At 45.8% G+C, this 17607-nt stretch carries 7 protein-coding genes, 11 tRNA genes and 6 rRNA genes; 23 read left to right on the top strand and 1 reads right to left on the bottom strand.

Annotated features, from left to right (window positions below):
* Positions 1–11: 11 nt before the first annotated feature.
* The 23 genes from folP to rrf (LCP48_RS00965) all read left to right on the top strand — a co-directional run bounded on the left by folP (position 12) and on the right by rrf (LCP48_RS00965) (position 16635).
* Positions 12–866, top strand: coding sequence for a dihydropteroate synthase (gene folP, locus LCP48_RS00855; RefSeq protein ID WP_004229126.1), 855 nt, complete (start codon positions 12–14; stop codon positions 864–866).
* The gene (gene folB / locus LCP48_RS00860) at positions 866–1231 is read left to right on the top strand and encodes a dihydroneopterin aldolase (protein ID WP_004229125.1); all 366 of its coding nucleotides are present in this window, start codon (positions 866–868) and stop codon (positions 1229–1231) included. The genes folP and folB overlap by 1 nt, the downstream gene beginning before the upstream one ends.
* Positions 1231–1743 (top strand): 2-amino-4-hydroxy-6-hydroxymethyldihydropteridine diphosphokinase, encoded by a 513-nt coding sequence (gene folK, locus LCP48_RS00865; RefSeq protein ID WP_004229123.1) that lies wholly within the window; start codon positions 1231–1233, stop codon positions 1741–1743. Before folB ends, folK begins: the two co-directional genes overlap by 1 nt.
* A gap of 87 nt (positions 1744–1830) precedes the next feature.
* The gene (dusB, locus tag LCP48_RS00870; protein WP_004229121.1) at positions 1831–2871 is read left to right on the top strand and encodes a tRNA dihydrouridine synthase DusB; all 1041 of its coding nucleotides are present in this window, start codon (positions 1831–1833) and stop codon (positions 2869–2871) included.
* A 179-nt stretch (positions 2872–3050) separates the two neighbouring features.
* Complete coding sequence (gene lysS / locus LCP48_RS00875) at positions 3051–4553, top strand: lysine--tRNA ligase (protein WP_192807154.1); 1503 nt, start codon at positions 3051–3053, stop codon at positions 4551–4553.
* A gap of 206 nt (positions 4554–4759) precedes the next feature.
* Positions 4760–5041: a hypothetical protein gene (locus LCP48_RS00880; RefSeq protein WP_004229116.1), complete on the top strand. Its 282-nt coding sequence runs from the start codon at positions 4760–4762 to the stop codon at positions 5039–5041.
* A 673-nt stretch (positions 5042–5714) separates the two neighbouring features.
* Positions 5715–7267, top strand: a 16S ribosomal RNA gene (locus LCP48_RS00885).
* A 182-nt stretch (positions 7268–7449) separates the two neighbouring features.
* A 23S ribosomal RNA gene (locus tag LCP48_RS00890) occupies positions 7450–10377 on the top strand.
* Positions 10378–10492: 115 nt separating this feature from the next.
* Positions 10493–10608, top strand: a 5S ribosomal RNA gene (gene rrf, locus LCP48_RS00895).
* Between the two features lie 10 nt (positions 10609–10618).
* Positions 10619–10694, top strand: a tRNA-Val gene (locus LCP48_RS00900).
* A gap of 3 nt (positions 10695–10697) precedes the next feature.
* Positions 10698–10773: transfer RNA gene (locus tag LCP48_RS00905), tRNA-Thr, on the top strand.
* A 7-nt stretch (positions 10774–10780) separates the two neighbouring features.
* Positions 10781–10856 (top strand) — tRNA-Lys (locus LCP48_RS00910).
* A 17-nt stretch (positions 10857–10873) separates the two neighbouring features.
* Positions 10874–10958: transfer RNA gene (locus LCP48_RS00915), tRNA-Leu, on the top strand.
* A 37-nt stretch (positions 10959–10995) separates the two neighbouring features.
* Positions 10996–11070 (top strand) — tRNA-Gly (locus tag LCP48_RS00920).
* 5 nt (positions 11071–11075) lie between these two features.
* Positions 11076–11164: transfer RNA gene (locus tag LCP48_RS00925), tRNA-Leu, on the top strand.
* Positions 11165–11172: 8 nt separating this feature from the next.
* Positions 11173–11249: transfer RNA gene (locus LCP48_RS00930), tRNA-Arg, on the top strand.
* A gap of 9 nt (positions 11250–11258) precedes the next feature.
* Positions 11259–11335: transfer RNA gene (locus LCP48_RS00935), tRNA-Pro, on the top strand.
* 20 nt (positions 11336–11355) lie between these two features.
* Positions 11356–11431: transfer RNA gene (locus LCP48_RS00940), tRNA-Ala, on the top strand.
* Positions 11432–11573: 142 nt separating this feature from the next.
* Positions 11574–13126, top strand: a 16S ribosomal RNA gene (locus LCP48_RS00945).
* A 94-nt stretch (positions 13127–13220) separates the two neighbouring features.
* A tRNA-Ile gene (locus tag LCP48_RS00950) sits at positions 13221–13297 on the top strand.
* Positions 13298–13309: 12 nt separating this feature from the next.
* Positions 13310–13385: transfer RNA gene (locus LCP48_RS00955), tRNA-Ala, on the top strand.
* Between the two features lie 91 nt (positions 13386–13476).
* A 23S ribosomal RNA gene (locus LCP48_RS00960) occupies positions 13477–16404 on the top strand.
* Positions 16405–16519: 115 nt separating this feature from the next.
* A 5S ribosomal RNA gene (gene rrf, locus LCP48_RS00965) occupies positions 16520–16635 on the top strand.
* Together the 16S, 23S and 5S rRNA genes with 11 tRNA genes alongside form the textbook arrangement of a ribosomal RNA operon.
* A gap of 103 nt (positions 16636–16738) precedes the next feature.
* Here the strand turns inward: rrf (LCP48_RS00965) and LCP48_RS00970 are convergent.
* Positions 16739–17410, bottom strand: a complete 672-nt coding sequence (locus tag LCP48_RS00970; protein WP_004233045.1) for a LytTR family DNA-binding domain-containing protein — start codon at positions 17408–17410, stop codon at positions 16739–16741.
* Positions 17411–17607 lie beyond the last annotated feature (197 nt).

A 17607-nucleotide genomic window follows, 5' to 3' on the forward strand; every position in this document is an offset into this window, starting at 1 on the left:
GGAGCGTTTACATGCTAGAAAAATATACGAAACCATTAACGATTAATGGCATTACATTAGACTATAGACAAGAAACATTTGTTATGGGGATTCTAAATGTTACACCGGACTCCTTCTCTGATGGAGGAAAGTATAACAATGTGGAGGCTGCAGTTACTCAAGCAAAAAAAATGGTGGCTGAAGGAGCAAAAATTATCGATGTAGGTGGAGAATCTACACGTCCTGGGTACGAACGAATTTCAGATGAAGATGAAATTGCACGCATCGTGCCTGTTATTCGAGCGTTAGCACAAGAAGTAAAGGTCATTATTTCAGTTGATACGTATAAAGCAAGTGTGGCGCGTGCCGCAATTGAAGCCGGCGCACATATCATCAATGATATTTGGGGAGCAAAGGCAGAACCAGAAATTGCTCAGGTTGCTGCAGACTTACATGTTCCAATCATTTTAATGCATAACCGTGAAAATATGGATTATGGTGTTGATTTTTGGACGACTGCAAAGGCAGATTTAGAAAAAAGTATTGCCATTGCACAGCAAGCGGGAGTTCCCGATCATCATATCATCTTAGATCCAGGTATCGGCTTTGCTAAAAATACAGCACAAAATATAGCTATGATGCAACACTTATCGGATTTAGTGGCTATGGGCTATCCCGTATTATTAGCAACATCACGTAAATCAATGATTGGTAATGTCTTGAACTTACCTGTTGAGGAGCGTCTTGAAGGGACAAGCGCCACAGTGGTTTATGGAATTGAAAAGGGTTGTCATATGATAAGAGTTCATGATGTAAAGGAAATGGCGCGGGCAACGTATATGACGGATGTATTAGTGGGTAAACGTTTGTTTAAGGAGGAAGCGTGATGGATTATATTCATTTAAAGGACATGCAGTTTTATGGTTATCATGGTGTATTAGCAGCTGAAACCACTCTAGGCCAACGCTTTCGAGCAAATGTTTCGCTTGCAGTAGACATGACAAAAGCCGGTGAAACGGATGATCTTTCTTATACCGTAAATTATGCAGAGGTATATGCGTTATGTCGGGATATTGTAGAGGGTGAACCATTTAAGCTTATTGAGGCTCTTGTTGTGAAAATAGCAAATGTGATTTTAGCAACCTATCCTGATAAAGTAAAAGGAGTTCGTGTAGAGCTTATTAAACCAGACCCACCTATTCATGGTTATTATAAAGAAGTCTCTGTTGAGGTTACGAGGGGGGATTTCTAATGAAGGATGTCTATTTATCTATCGGAACAAATATGGGGGAGAGATATGAGAATCTTCAGCACGCAGTAGACCTTTTAAAGGACAAGAAGGAACTAGATTTGATTCGTGTTTCATCTGTTTTTGAGACAGCTGCTGTAGGTTATACGGATCAGGCAGATTTTTTAAATATAGCTGTTCATCTAAAAACAGCTATATCGTCTGTTGAGATGTTGAATATTTGCCAAGAAATCGAACGGGAATTAGGGCGTGTAAGAGAATTCCGCTGGGGACCAAGAGTTATTGATCTTGACATTTTACTTTACAATCAAGAGAATATTGAAACGGAGAATTTAATTGTTCCTCATCCAAGAATGTACGAGCGAGCGTTCGTCCTAGTACCACTTGTAGAGATTACACCATCACCATTCGATGAACAGCTACAACAAGCGCATGATCTGCTACAGCAAATGGATTGTGAAAAGGAAGGCGTAATCTTCTGGAACCACTTTAATGAGCCGTCAGCGGTGAATTAAGTATTTGTATAGAAATGAATTATCAGCGTATAGCATTAACGATAGATAGAGAAAATAGGTAAAGCCTATAGAGGAGGAAGAAAAACGTTGGGTCAGTCAACAGAGAAGCCATTTCAAATTGGCGATATTGTCATGGACAACCGAGTAGTATTAGCGCCAATGGCTGGGATTTGTAACTCTGCTTTCCGATTAACGGTTAAGGAGTTTGGGGCAGGTCTCGTATACGCTGAAATGATTAGTGATAAGGGCATTGTCCAAAAAAATGAAAAAACATTAGGTATGCTTTATATCGATGAACGTGAAAATCCTCTTTCACTGCAAATCTTTGGTGGAGATAAAGAAACCTTAGTGGAAGCAGCGAAATATGTGGATGAAAATACGACTGCTGATATTATTGATATCAACATGGGGTGTCCTGTTAATAAAATTATAAAATGTGAAGCTGGAGCACGTTTACTACTTGATCCTAATAAAGTATATGAGATGGTAGCGGCTGTTGTAGATGCAGTTAAAAAGCCTGTTAGTGTAAAAATGCGTATTGGTTGGGATGAAGAACATATCTTTGCAATTGAAAACGCTCAAGCTGTTGAGCGTGCAGGTGCAGCTGCAGTAGCAGTTCATGGTCGTACACGTGTACAAATGTATGAAGGTAAAGCGAACTGGGATTACATTCGTCAAGTGAAGGAAAATGTCAGCATTCCTGTGCTAGGTAATGGTGACGTGGAAACACCCCAAGATGCTAAACGTATGCTGGAAACTACAGGTGTAGATGCAGTAATGATTGGACGTGCTGCTTTAGGTAATCCATGGATGATCTATCGTACGGTGCAATACCTAGCAACTGGTGAATTAAAAGAAGAGCCAAGTGTACGAGAAAAAATGGACGTATGTTTACTACACTTTGAACGACTTCTTCAATTAAAGGGAGAAGGAATTGCAGTACGTGAAATGCGTAAGCATGCATCATGGTATTTAAAAGGAATCCGAGGCAATGGTAAGGCCCGCAATGCTATTAACCAAACAGAAACGGCGGCAGAACTTCGAGTACTATTAAATAGTCTTGTACAGGAGTATGAAGAAAGCGAATCTAAATTAATTGTTCCAGAAGTCAAAGAATTAATTATATAGTTTTTATTATGGGCGCCTCTATGATTTAATAGAGGCGCCTTTTCAGCAACACCTTTAATTTTTAGAATTATTAATTATTTTGTATTGGATTGAAAATAAATTGAAACAGATGATTACAGCACTAAAATTGTGTACAATAGAAATATTATGGACGTAAACGCGGACAATTTACTTAAGGAGTGAAACAAGTGTCAAATATAGAAGAATTAAATGATCAACTATTGGTGAGACGCCAAAAGATGACAACTATACTAGAAAATGGACAAGATCCATTTGGAAGCCGTTTTGAGCGTACACATTTATCAACAGAAGTACGTGAACAATTTGCAGATCAAACAAAAGAACAGCTTGAGGAAAACCTTCAAGAGGTAATTATTGCGGGCCGTATTATGACGAAACGTGGTAAAGGAAAAGCTGGCTTTGCACATATTCAAGATTTAAATGGTCAAATTCAAATTTATGTTCGTCAAGATCATGTAGGCGAAGAAGCGTATGAATTATTTAAACAAGCTGATTTAGGAGATATCGTAGGTGTGCGTGGTAACGTGTTCCGTACACAAGTGGGGGAACTTTCTGTAAAGGCTGAGGAATTCACATTCCTTACAAAAGCGCTACGTCCTATGCCAGAGAAATTCCACGGCTTACAGGATGTTGAGCAACGTTATCGCCAACGTTATCTAGATTTAATGACAAACGAAGATAGCAAAAAGACATTTATCACGCGTTCGAAAATTATTCGTGCAATCCGAAATTACTTAGATAATGCTGGATACTTAGAAGTAGAAACACCAATGCTTCACACAATTGCTGGTGGCGCAGCTGCGCGTCCATTTATTACGCATCACAATGCCCTTGATATGGAATTATATATGCGAATTGCCATCGAATTGCATTTAAAACGTTTAATAGTTGGTGGTTTAGAGAAAGTTTACGAGATCGGACGTGTGTTCCGTAATGAAGGAATTTCTACACGCCACAACCCTGAATTTACAATGATTGAACTGTATGAAGCATTTGCTGATTATCAAGATATCATGTCTCTAACTGAAAACCTTATTGCACATGTAGCCCAAGAAGTTCTTGGTACAACATCCGTTCAATATGGTGAAGATGAAATCAACCTTGCTGTAGGCTGGAAACGAGTTCATATGGTTGACGCTGTAAAAGAGGCAACAGGTGTAGACTTCTGGCAGCCGATGACAAAAGAACAAGCACAAGCACTTGCTAAAGAGCATGGAGTTGAAGTGAAGGATGTTCACGAAGTAGGTCATATTATCAATGAATTCTTCGAACAGAAAGTAGAAGAGACGCTTGTACAGCCTACATTTGTATATGGTCACCCGGTAGAAATCTCACCTCTTGCGAAGAAAAATCCAGAGGACGAGCGTTTTACAGATCGCTTTGAGTTATTTATCGTTCGTCGTGAGCACGCCAATGCTTTCACTGAGTTAAATGACCCTATCGACCAACGCCAACGCTTTGAAGCACAAATGGCAGAAAAAGAAGCAGGTAATGATGAGGCACATGAAATGGACAATGATTTCATTGAAGCATTAGAATACGGTATGCCTCCAACAGGTGGTTTAGGTATTGGTATTGACCGTTTAATTATGCTACTAACAAATTCACCATCAATTCGTGATGTATTATTGTTCCCAACAATGCGTCATATTACAAAATAAATTGCTGCGTAGGCTCTTTATAGAGCTATTAAAGAGCAGTCAATGGATTAAGAGGAGAATTCACATGATAGTGAGTTCTCTTCTTTTTGTTCAATGAAAAAAATTAAGTTGTTTAAACGTGGTTTATATTTAGGTTATACTTTTATAGTTCTATGTTTTTCAAATACAATAAGTATAAAAAAGAAGTATTTTATTGGGGGCTTATAATGAATTACAAAATTATTAACAAACAAGTATTTGAACAGGCACAATTACGTTCTGTTTCTGATGTTCCGTTTACAGAGGAAGAGCTCGAGCATGGTATGAAATTAGTCGTTGCTAAAAAAGACGAGACTCTTACTTTATATTTAGTAGAAATAGATGGCCATAAGAAATTTGATGTTCGTTGGGACGATTCTTCTGAAATCTTTAGTGGCTGGTATTCTGCATGGGATAACTTCTTGTGGTGTTTAAATATAGTTGACCCTCAAGGTAATGAAATAAAATAGGGACATATTAGAAATAAGCAGGCGCTAAAGTACTTTTACTTTAGCGCCTGCTTATTTTCATTTATTGCATTTTTATAAAACCTTCTAATACCTAAACAACATATTTAAATTTGTAGTTTTTTTATGAGCTATATTTAACTTGAAAAGTAAGTAGTATTGTAATTTAAGATATTGAGATTTAATAGAAAGAGATGTATAGTAAAACAAATAATAAATAAGGAAAGATACTATGATTCGCGATTCTCGTAAATGCGCAAAATAGCTTATTAAAGCAAGTTTATTAAATAAAATTAGATTTTGTTTAAAAAACACTTGCGAAGTGCTTTCCAACGTGATAAATTATTACTTGTCGTTAAGACAATGCAATCAACGACATCGAACTTCAAAAACAATTTGAAAAAGATGTTGACACAAATGATTGATTATAATATAATTTAAAAGTTGTCTCCGATGATTTGAAAAATATTTTCAAAAAAGTGTTGACAACGAAAAAGAAGAAATGTTATAATTTAAAAGTTGCTGTCGAGAGATGGTTACTAAATGAACCTTGAAAACTGAACAAGCAAAACGTAATCAATAAAGTTTTAAGTAACTAGCTTCGGCTAGTGAACGAAACGCAATTTTGGACATCAAACATGATGCCAGCAAAACAATTTGAGCTAATCAAATTTCTTTTATGGAGAGTTTGATCCTGGCTCAGGACGAACGCTGGCGGCGTGCCTAATACATGCAAGTCGAGCGAACAGAAAAGGAGCTTGCTCCTTTGACGTTAGCGGCGGACGGGTGAGTAACACGTGGGCAACCTACCCTATAGTTTGGGATAACTCCGGGAAACCGGGGCTAATACCGAATAATCTCTTTTACTTCATGGTGAAAGACTGAAAGACGGCATCTCGCTGTCGCTATAGGATGGGCCCGCGGCGCATTAGCTAGTTGGTGAGGTAACGGCTCACCAAGGCGACGATGCGTAGCCGACCTGAGAGGGTGATCGGCCACACTGGGACTGAGACACGGCCCAGACTCCTACGGGAGGCAGCAGTAGGGAATCTTCCACAATGGGCGAAAGCCTGATGGAGCAACGCCGCGTGAGTGAAGAAGGTTTTCGGATCGTAAAACTCTGTTGTAAGGGAAGAACAAGTACAGTAGTAACTGGCTGTACCTTGACGGTACCTTATTAGAAAGCCACGGCTAACTACGTGCCAGCAGCCGCGGTAATACGTAGGTGGCAAGCGTTGTCCGGAATTATTGGGCGTAAAGCGCGCGCAGGCGGTCCTTTAAGTCTGATGTGAAAGCCCACGGCTCAACCGTGGAGGGTCATTGGAAACTGGGGGACTTGAGTGCAGAAGAGGAAAGTGGAATTCCAAGTGTAGCGGTGAAATGCGTAGAGATTTGGAGGAACACCAGTGGCGAAGGCGACTTTCTGGTCTGTAACTGACGCTGAGGCGCGAAAGCGTGGGGAGCAAACAGGATTAGATACCCTGGTAGTCCACGCCGTAAACGATGAGTGCTAAGTGTTAGGGGGTTTCCGCCCCTTAGTGCTGCAGCTAACGCATTAAGCACTCCGCCTGGGGAGTACGGTCGCAAGACTGAAACTCAAAGGAATTGACGGGGGCCCGCACAAGCGGTGGAGCATGTGGTTTAATTCGAAGCAACGCGAAGAACCTTACCAGGTCTTGACATCCCGTTGACCACTGTAGAGATATAGTTTCCCCTTCGGGGGCAACGGTGACAGGTGGTGCATGGTTGTCGTCAGCTCGTGTCGTGAGATGTTGGGTTAAGTCCCGCAACGAGCGCAACCCTTGATCTTAGTTGCCATCATTTAGTTGGGCACTCTAAGGTGACTGCCGGTGACAAACCGGAGGAAGGTGGGGATGACGTCAAATCATCATGCCCCTTATGACCTGGGCTACACACGTGCTACAATGGACGATACAAACGGTTGCCAACTCGCGAGAGGGAGCTAATCCGATAAAGTCGTTCTCAGTTCGGATTGTAGGCTGCAACTCGCCTACATGAAGCCGGAATCGCTAGTAATCGCGGATCAGCATGCCGCGGTGAATACGTTCCCGGGCCTTGTACACACCGCCCGTCACACCACGAGAGTTTGTAACACCCGAAGTCGGTGAGGTAACCTTTTGGAGCCAGCCGCCGAAGGTGGGATAGATGATTGGGGTGAAGTCGTAACAAGGTAGCCGTATCGGAAGGTGCGGCTGGATCACCTCCTTTCTAAGGATTATTTCGGAATACAAACCTTGGGTTTGTAAGATTACGTTTTGCGTTCAGTTTTGAAGGTTCATTCTATCTGAATGAAACACTTCAAAACTTGTTCTTTGAAAACTGGATAAAACGACATTGAAATTGTAACAAACACATTTATTTTTTAAGTTTTTTTATAGGCTTAATAACTTGGTTAAGTTATTAAGGGCGCACGGCGAATGCCTTGGCACTAGGAGCCGAAGAAGGACGGCACTAACACCGATATGCTTCGGGGAGCTGTAAGTGAGCTTTGATCCGGAGATTTCCGAATGGGGGAACCCACTACGTTTAATCGCGTAGTATCTTGACGTGAATACATAGCGTCTTGAAGGCAGACCCAGGGAACTGAAACATCTAAGTACCTGGAGGAAGAGAAAGAAAAATCGATTCCCTGAGTAGCGGCGAGCGAAACGGGAAGAGCCCAAACCAAGAGGCTTGCCTCTTGGGGTTGTAGGACACTCAATACGGAGTTACAAAAGAGCGAGTTAGATGAAGCGACTTGGAAAGGTCCGCCAGAGCAGGTAAAAGCCCTGTAGTCGAAAGTTCGTTCTCTCCTGAGTGGATCCTGAGTACGGCGGAACACGTGAAATTCCGTCGGAATCCGGGAGGACCATCTCCCAAGGCTAAATACTACCTAGTGACCGATAGTGAACCAGTACCGTGAGGGAAAGGTGAAAAGCACCCCGGAAGGGGAGTGAAAGAGATCCTGAAACCGTGTGCCTACAAGTAGTTAGAGCCCGTTAATGGGTGATAGCGTGCCTTTTGTAGAATGAACCGGCGAGTTACGATTACGTGCAAGGTTAAGCTTTAGAAGGCGGAGCCGCAGCGAAAGCGAGTCTGAATAGGGCGAAGTAGTACGTGGTCGTAGACCCGAAACCAGGTGATCTACCCATGTCCAGGGTGAAGGTGAGGTAACACTTACTGGAGGCCCGAACCCACGCACGTTGAAAAGTGCGGGGATGAGGTGTGGGTAGCGGAGAAATTCCAATCGAACTTGGAGATAGCTGGTTCTCTCCGAAATAGCTTTAGGGCTAGCCTCGTGATGAGAATACTGGAGGTAGAGCACTGTTTGGACTAGGGGGCCATCCCGGTTTACCGAATTCAGACAAACTCCGAATGCCAGATATTTATACACGGGAGTCAGACTGCGAGTGATAAGATCCGTAGTCAAAAGGGAAACAGCCCAGACCACCAGCTAAGGTCCCAAAGTAATCGTTAAGTGGAAAAGGATGTGGCGTTGCACAGACAACCAGGATGTTGGCTTAGAAGCAGCCATCATTTAAAGAGTGCGTAATAGCTCACTGGTCGAGTGACGCTGCGCCGAAAATGTATCGGGGCTAAACGATTCACCGAAGCTGTGGATTGACATCTACGATGTCAGTGGTAGGAGAGCGTTCTAAGTGCGTTGAAGTCAGACCGGAAGGACTGGTGGAGCGCTTAGAAGTGAGAATGCCGGTATGAGTAGCGAAAGACGGGTGAGAATCCCGTCCACCGTATGACTAAGGTTTCCTGAGGAAGGCTCGTCCGCTCAGGGTTAGTCGGGACCTAAGCCGAGGCCGATAGGCGTAGGCGATGGACAACAGGTTGATATTCCTGTACCACCTCCTCACCGTTTGAGAAATGGGGGGACGCAGTAGGATAGGGTAAGCGCGCCGTTGGTTGTGCGCGTCCAAGCAGTAAGGCGTGTGTGTAGGCAAATCCGCACACTGTAACGTTGAGCTGTGATGGCGAGTCCGTATGGACGAAGTTCCTGATTTCACACTGCCAAGAAAAGCCTCTATCGAGGTGAGAGGTGCCCGTACCGCAAACCGACACAGGTAGTCGAGGAGAGAATCCTAAGGTGTGCGAGAGAACTCTCGTTAAGGAACTCGGCAAAATGACCCCGTAACTTCGGGAGAAGGGGTGCTCTTGAGCGTGCAAGCGCATGAGAGCCGCAGTGAATAGGCCCAGGCGACTGTTTAGCAAAAACACAGGTCTCTGCAAAACCGTAAGGTGACGTATAGGGGCTGACGCCTGCCCGGTGCTGGAAGGTTAAGAGGAGTGGTTAGCGCAAGCGAAGCTGCGAATTGAAGCCCCAGTAAACGGCGGCCGTAACTATAACGGTCCTAAGGTAGCGAAATTCCTTGTCGGGTAAGTTCCGACCCGCACGAAAGGCGTAACGATCTGGGCACTGTCTCAACGAGAGACTCGGTGAAATTATAGTACCTGTGAAGATGCAGGTTACCCGCGACAGGACGGAAAGACCCCGTGGAGCTTTACTGTAGCCTGATATTGAATTTTGGTACAACTTGTACAGGATAGGTAGGAGCCAGAGATCTCGGAGCGCCAGCTTCGAAGGAGGCGTCGGTGGGATACTACCCTGGTTGTATTGAAATTCTAACCCATGCCCCTTAGCGGGGCAGGAGACAGTGTCAGGCGGACAGTTTGACTGGGGCGGTCGCCTCCTAAAAGGTAACGGAGGCGCCCAAAGGTTCCCTCAGAATGGTTGGAAATCATTCGTAGAGTGTAAAGGCACAAGGGAGCTTGACTGCGAGACCTACAAGTCGAGCAGGGTCGAAAGACGGGCTTAGTGATCCGGTGGTTCCGCATGGAAGGGCCATCGCTCAACGGATAAAAGCTACCCCGGGGATAACAGGCTTATCTCCCCCAAGAGTCCACATCGACGGGGAGGTTTGGCACCTCGATGTCGGCTCATCGCATCCTGGGGCTGTAGTCGGTCCCAAGGGTTGGGCTGTTCGCCCATTAAAGCGGTACGCGAGCTGGGTTCAGAACGTCGTGAGACAGTTCGGTCCCTATCCGTCGTGGGCGTAGGAAATTTGAGAGGAGCTGTCCTTAGTACGAGAGGACCGGGATGGACACACCGCTGGTGTACCAGTTGTCTTGCCAAAGGCATCGCTGGGTAGCTATGTGTGGACGGGATAAGTGCTGAAAGCATCTAAGCATGAAGCCCCCCTCAAGATGAGATTTCCCATTACGCAAGTAAGTAAGATCCCTCAAAGACGATGAGGTAGATAGGTTCGAGGTGGAAGTGTGGTGACACATGGAGCTGACGAATACTAATCGATCGAGGACTTAACCAAAAAAGTTTGAAACATTCAATGTGCCGTTTATCCAGTTTTGAAAGAACAAGTAAGCTTTAAAAAAAGCTTGTATTTATACTGAAATATGGTATAATAAATCTTGTCTTTTAATAAGTCTAGTGATGATGGCAAAGAGGTCACACCCGTTCCCATACCGAACACGGAAGTTAAGCTCTTTAGCGCCGATGGTAGTTGGGGGCTTCCCCCTGTGAGAGTAGGACATCGCTAGGCATAATACCCAGGAGGATTAGCTCAGCTGGGAGAGCATCTGCCTTACAAGCAGAGGGTCGGCGGTTCGAGCCCGTCATCCTCCACCATATGCCGGTTTAGCTCAGCAGGTAGAGCAACTGACTTGTAATCAGTAGGTCGTGGGTTCGATTCCTATAGCCGGCACCATTTTTTCGAGCCATTAGCTCAGTTGGTAGAGCATCTGACTTTTAATCAGAGGGTCGAAGGTTCGAGTCCTTCATGGCTCACCATTTTCAAATAATAATAAGCGGGTGTGGCGGAATTGGCAGACGCACTAGACTTAGGATCTAGCGCCGCAAGGCGTGGGGGTTCGACTCCCTTCACCCGCACCATTATTTTCATTGCCAGATAAAAAAAGCTTATGCACATGCGGAAGTAGTTCAGTGGTAGAACACCACCTTGCCAAGGTGGGGGTCGCGAGTTCGAACCTCGTCTTCCGCTCCAAATGTGCCGGGGTGGCGGAACTGGCAGACGCACAGGACTTAAAATCCTGCGGTAGGTGACTACCGTACCGGTTCGATTCCGGTCCTCGGCACCATTTTAAATGCGCCCGTAGCTCAATTGGATAGAGCGTCTGACTACGGATCAGAAGGTTATGGGTTCGACTCCTGTCGGGCGCGCCATAAGAACAACGGGAAGTAGCTCAGCTTGGTAGAGCACTTGGTTTGGGACCAAGGGGTCGCAGGTTCGAATCCTGTCTTCCCGACCATTTCCTAAAAATAAAAAAACGGGGCCTTAGCTCAGCTGGGAGAGCGCCTGCCTTGCACGCAGGAGGTCAGCGGTTCGATCCCGCTAGGCTCCACCAATTCAAATACATGAACCTTGAAAACTGAACAAGCAAAACGTAATCAATAAAGTTTTAAGTAGCTAGTTTTACTAGTGAACGAAACACAATTTTGGACATCAAACATGATGCCAGCAAAACAATTTGAGCTAATCAAATTTCTTTTATGGAGAGTTTGATCCTGGCTCAGGACGAACGCTGGCGGCGTGCCTAATACATGCAAGTCGAGCGAACAGAAAAGGAGCTTGCTCCTTTGACGTTAGCGGCGGACGGGTGAGTAACACGTGGGCAACCTACCTTATAGTTTGGGATAACTCCGGGAAACCGGGGCTAATACCGAATAATCTCTTTTGCTTCATGGCAAGAGACTGAAAGACGGCATCTCGCTGTCGCTATAGGATGGGCCCGCGGCGCATTAGCTAGTTGGTGAGGTAACGGCTCACCAAGGCGACGATGCGTAGCCGACCTGAGAGGGTGATCGGCCACACTGGGACTGAGACACGGCCCAGACTCCTACGGGAGGCAGCAGTAGGGAATCTTCCACAATGGGCGAAAGCCTGATGGAGCAACGCCGCGTGAGTGAAGAAGGTTTTCGGATCGTAAAACTCTGTTGTAAGGGAAGAACAAGTACAGTAGTAACTGGCTGTACCTTGACGGTACCTTATTAGAAAGCCACGGCTAACTACGTGCCAGCAGCCGCGGTAATACGTAGGTGGCAAGCGTTGTCCGGAATTATTGGGCGTAAAGCGCGCGCAGGCGGTCCTTTAAGTCTGATGTGAAAGCCCACGGCTCAACCGTGGAGGGTCATTGGAAACTGGGGGACTTGAGTGCAGAAGAGGAAAGTGGAATTCCAAGTGTAGCGGTGAAATGCGTAGAGATTTGGAGGAACACCAGTGGCGAAGGCGACTTTCTGGTCTGTAACTGACGCTGAGGCGCGAAAGCGTGGGGAGCAAACAGGATTAGATACCCTGGTAGTCCACGCCGTAAACGATGAGTGCTAAGTGTTAGGGGGTTTCCGCCCCTTAGTGCTGCAGCTAACGCATTAAGCACTCCGCCTGGGGAGTACGGTCGCAAGACTGAAACTCAAAGGAATTGACGGGGGCCCGCACAAGCGGTGGAGCATGTGGTTTAATTCGAAGCAACGCGAAGAACCTTACCAGGTCTTGACATCCCGTTGACCACTGTAGAGATATAGTTTCCCCTTCGGGGGCAACGGTGACAGGTGGTGCATGGTTGTCGTCAGCTCGTGTCGTGAGATGTTGGGTTAAGTCCCGCAACGAGCGCAACCCTTGATCTTAGTTGCCATCATTTAGTTGGGCACTCTAAGGTGACTGCCGGTGACAAACCGGAGGAAGGTGGGGATGACGTCAAATCATCATGCCCCTTATGACCTGGGCTACACACGTGCTACAATGGACGATACAAACGGTTGCCAACTCGCGAGAGGGAGCTAATCCGATAAAGTCGTTCTCAGTTCGGATTGTAGGCTGCAACTCGCCTACATGAAGCCGGAATCGCTAGTAATCGCGGATCAGCATGCCGCGGTGAATACGTTCCCGGGCCTTGTACACACCGCCCGTCACACCACGAGAGTTTGTAACACCCGAAGTCGGTGAGGTAACCTTTTGGAGCCAGCCGCCGAAGGTGGGATAGATGATTGGGGTGAAGTCGTAACAAGGTAGCCGTATCGGAAGGTGCGGCTGGATCACCTCCTTTCTAAGGATTATTTCGGAATACAAACCTTGGGTTTGTAAGATTACGTTTTGCGTTCAGTTTTGAAGGTTTATGAAATTTAATAAAACTTCCAAGAGGGCCTATAGCTCAGCTGGTTAGAGCGCACGCCTGATAAGCGTGAGGTCGATGGTTCGAGTCCATTTAGGCCCACCATATATACCTCTTGGGGCCTTAGCTCAGCTGGGAGAGCGCCTGCCTTGCACGCAGGAGGTCAGCGGTTCGATCCCGCTAGGCTCCACCATTTTTTTGTTCTTTGAAAACTGGATAAAACGACATTGAAATTGTAACAAACACATTTATTTTTTTAAGTTTTTTTATAGGCTTAATAACTTGGTTAAGTTATTAAGGGCGCACGGCGAATGCCTTGGCACTAGGAGCCGAAGAAGGACGGCACTAACACCGATATGCTTCGGGGAGCTGTAAGTGAGCTTTGATCCGGAGATTTCCGAATGGGGGAACCCACTACGTTTAATCGCGTAGTATCTTGACGTGAATACATAGCGTCTTGAAGGCAGACCCAGGGAACTGAAACATCTAAGTACCTGGAGGAAGAGAAAGAAAAATCGATTCCCTGAGTAGCGGCGAGCGAAACGGGAAGAGCCCAAACCAAGAGGCTTGCCTCTTGGGGTTGTAGGACACTCTATACGGAGTTACAAAAGAGCGAGTTAGATGAAGCGACTTGGAAAGGTCCGCCAGAGCAGGTAAAAGCCCTGTAGTCGAAAGTTCGTTCTCTCCTGAGTGGATCCTGAGTACGGCGGAACACGTGAAATTCCGTCGGAATCCGGGAGGACCATCTCCCAAGGCTAAATACTACCTAGTGACCGATAGTGAACCAGTACCGTGAGGGAAAGGTGAAAAGCACCCCGGAAGGGGAGTGAAAGAGATCCTGAAACCGTGTGCCTACAAGTAGTTAGAGCCCGTTAATGGGTGATAGCGTGCCTTTTGTAGAATGAACCGGCGAGTTACGATTACGTGCAAGGTTAAGCTTTAGAAGGCGGAGCCGCAGCGAAAGCGAGTCTGAATAGGGCGAAGTAGTACGTGGTCGTAGACCCGAAACCAGGTGATCTACCCATGTCCAGGGTGAAGGTGAGGTAACACTTACTGGAGGCCCGAACCCACGCACGTTGAAAAGTGCGGGGATGAGGTGTGGGTAGCGGAGAAATTCCAATCGAACTTGGAGATAGCTGGTTCTCTCCGAAATAGCTTTAGGGCTAGCCTCGTGATGAGAATACTGGAGGTAGAGCACTGTTTGGACTAGGGGGCCATCCCGGTTTACCGAATTCAGACAAACTCCGAATGCCAGATATTTATACACGGGAGTCAGACTGCGAGTGATAAGATCCGTAGTCAAAAGGGAAACAGCCCAGACCACCAGCTAAGGTCCCAAAGTAATCGTTAAGTGGAAAAGGATGTGGCGTTGCACAGACAACCAGGATGTTGGCTTAGAAGCAGCCATCATTTAAAGAGTGCGTAATAGCTCACTGGTCGAGTGACGCTGCGCCGAAAATGTATCGGGGCTAAACGATTCACCGAAGCTGTGGATTGACATCTACGATGTCAGTGGTAGGAGAGCGTTCTAAGTGCGTTGAAGTCAGACCGGAAGGACTGGTGGAGCGCTTAGAAGTGAGAATGCCGGTATGAGTAGCGAAAGACGGGTGAGAATCCCGTCCACCGTATGACTAAGGTTTCCTGAGGAAGGCTCGTCCGCTCAGGGTTAGTCGGGACCTAAGCCGAGGCCGATAGGCGTAGGCGATGGACAACAGGTTGATATTCCTGTACCACCTCCTCACCGTTTGAGAAATGGGGGGACGCAGTAGGATAGGGTAAGCGCGCCGTTGGTTGTGCGCGTCCAAGCAGTAAGGCGTGTGTGTAGGCAAATCCGCACACTGTAACGTTGAGCTGTGATGGCGAGTCCGTATGGACGAAGTTCCTGATTTCACACTGCCAAGAAAAGCCTCTATCGAGGTGAGAGGTGCCCGTACCGCAAACCGACACAGGTAGTCGAGGAGAGAATCCTAAGGTGTGCGAGAGAACTCTCGTTAAGGAACTCGGCAAAATGACCCCGTAACTTCGGGAGAAGGGGTGCTCTTGAGCGTGCAAGCGCATGAGAGCCGCAGTGAATAGGCCCAGGCGACTGTTTAGCAAAAACACAGGTCTCTGCAAAACCGTAAGGTGACGTATAGGGGCTGACGCCTGCCCGGTGCTGGAAGGTTAAGAGGAGTGGTTAGCGCAAGCGAAGCTGCGAATTGAAGCCCCAGTAAACGGCGGCCGTAACTATAACGGTCCTAAGGTAGCGAAATTCCTTGTCGGGTAAGTTCCGACCCGCACGAAAGGCGTAACGATCTGGGCACTGTCTCAACGAGAGACTCGGTGAAATTATAGTACCTGTGAAGATGCAGGTTACCCGCGACAGGACGGAAAGACCCCGTGGAGCTTTACTGTAGCCTGATATTGAATTTTGGTACAACTTGTACAGGATAGGTAGGAGCCAGAGATCTCGGAGCGCCAGCTTCGAAGGAGGCGTCGGTGGGATACTACCCTGGTTGTATTGAAATTCTAACCCATGCCCCTTAGCGGGGCAGGAGACAGTGTCAGGCGGACAGTTTGACTGGGGCGGTCGCCTCCTAAAAGGTAACGGAGGCGCCCAAAGGTTCCCTCAGAATGGTTGGAAATCATTCGTAGAGTGTAAAGGCACAAGGGAGCTTGACTGCGAGACCTACAAGTCGAGCAGGGTCGAAAGACGGGCTTAGTGATCCGGTGGTTCCGCATGGAAGGGCCATCGCTCAACGGATAAAAGCTACCCCGGGGATAACAGGCTTATCTCCCCCAAGAGTCCACATCGACGGGGAGGTTTGGCACCTCGATGTCGGCTCATCGCATCCTGGGGCTGTAGTCGGTCCCAAGGGTTGGGCTGTTCGCCCATTAAAGCGGTACGCGAGCTGGGTTCAGAACGTCGTGAGACAGTTCGGTCCCTATCCGTCGTGGGCGTAGGAAATTTGAGAGGAGCTGTCCTTAGTACGAGAGGACCGGGATGGACACACCGCTGGTGTACCAGTTGTCTTGCCAAAGGCATCGCTGGGTAGCTATGTGTGGACGGGATAAGTGCTGAAAGCATCTAAGCATGAAGCCCCCCTCAAGATGAGATTTCCCATTACGCAAGTAAGTAAGATCCCTCAAAGACGATGAGGTAGATAGGTTCGAGGTGGAAGTGTGGTGACACATGGAGCTGACGAATACTAATCGATCGAGGACTTAACCAAAACGTTTGAAACATTCAATGCACCGTTTATCCAGTTTTGAAAGAACAAATCTTTCAATAAAAAAAGAGAGCTTCAAGACGCCGTAATACGCCGTGTATTGGAGGTCGAATAAAAGTCTAGTGATGATGGCAAAGAGGTCACACCCGTTCCCATACCGAACACGGAAGTTAAGCTCTTTAGCGCCGATGGTAGTTGGGGGCTTCCCCCTGTGAGAGTAGGACGTCGCTAGGCAAATGAAAGATCAGAGAATAAATTCTCTGGTCTTTTTTGTTGTACACAAATTAAGAAGATAGTTTAAATTAGGCTGTCCCCCGAAAAAGACAGCCCTATATACTTAAAATTCAAGAGCACTCCGAAGATCATTTAGATAAGATTGACTCACTGGCAACTCACTTCCATCAATTAAAGTGACAATAAAATTTGATGTTAAATCACGTGCCATTTTTTTTATGAAATGTATATTTACAATGTAAGATCTATGGATACGAATAAAATATGATGGTAAGCGTAATTGAAGTTCTTTGAGTGTAATACTCGTTTTATACTGATCACCCTCTACATAAAACCATGTTTTTTTCTGTAGGCTTTCAATATGAGATATTTTATTAATTGCTACAGGATTCCATTCCTCCTCTTGCTTTCCAGTTAAAAATTGAAATGGTTCTGCTCTTTTTGCTGTAAATGATGACGGTAGGACAATGACGAGAGCAGCAGGCTTATTTTGAATGTATATAGGATAACCAATGCCGTAATATGGCGTATCGAATAGGGAATTATCTAAAATAGCATCTGTTCTTTTTTGAGTCTGTAATACTTGGTCCGCAATACTCCCAGGTAATACTTGTTGACCTATCTCTAAATGAATACTTTGGTGACCAGAGTGAAAATAAACATAAGAATTTTCAACAGCAATCGCAATGGATGAATCAGCAGGTATCCAGTCTTTCAACATAAAAATATATTGTTGTGAAATATCTTTTACGAAAGAATTTAACTCATTGTTCATTGTGAATATCCCCCTTGTTTGTAAACAGTCTTCCAAATTTCATCGTCAAAAAAGGTAGTTTTATCCTTAAAATTTGATCTTTTATCGAAAAATAATGAAAATTCAAATAGTCTGTTATATATTAATTTACAACAAATAAACCTGTTATGGAACAGATAATTAAAAGTTTTTTAACAGAGTATATTGTACACAAAGGG

Source organism: Lysinibacillus capsici (assembly GCF_020217405.1).
In the GTDB taxonomy this organism is placed as follows: Bacteria; Bacillota; Bacilli; order Bacillales_A; family Planococcaceae; genus Lysinibacillus; species Lysinibacillus capsici.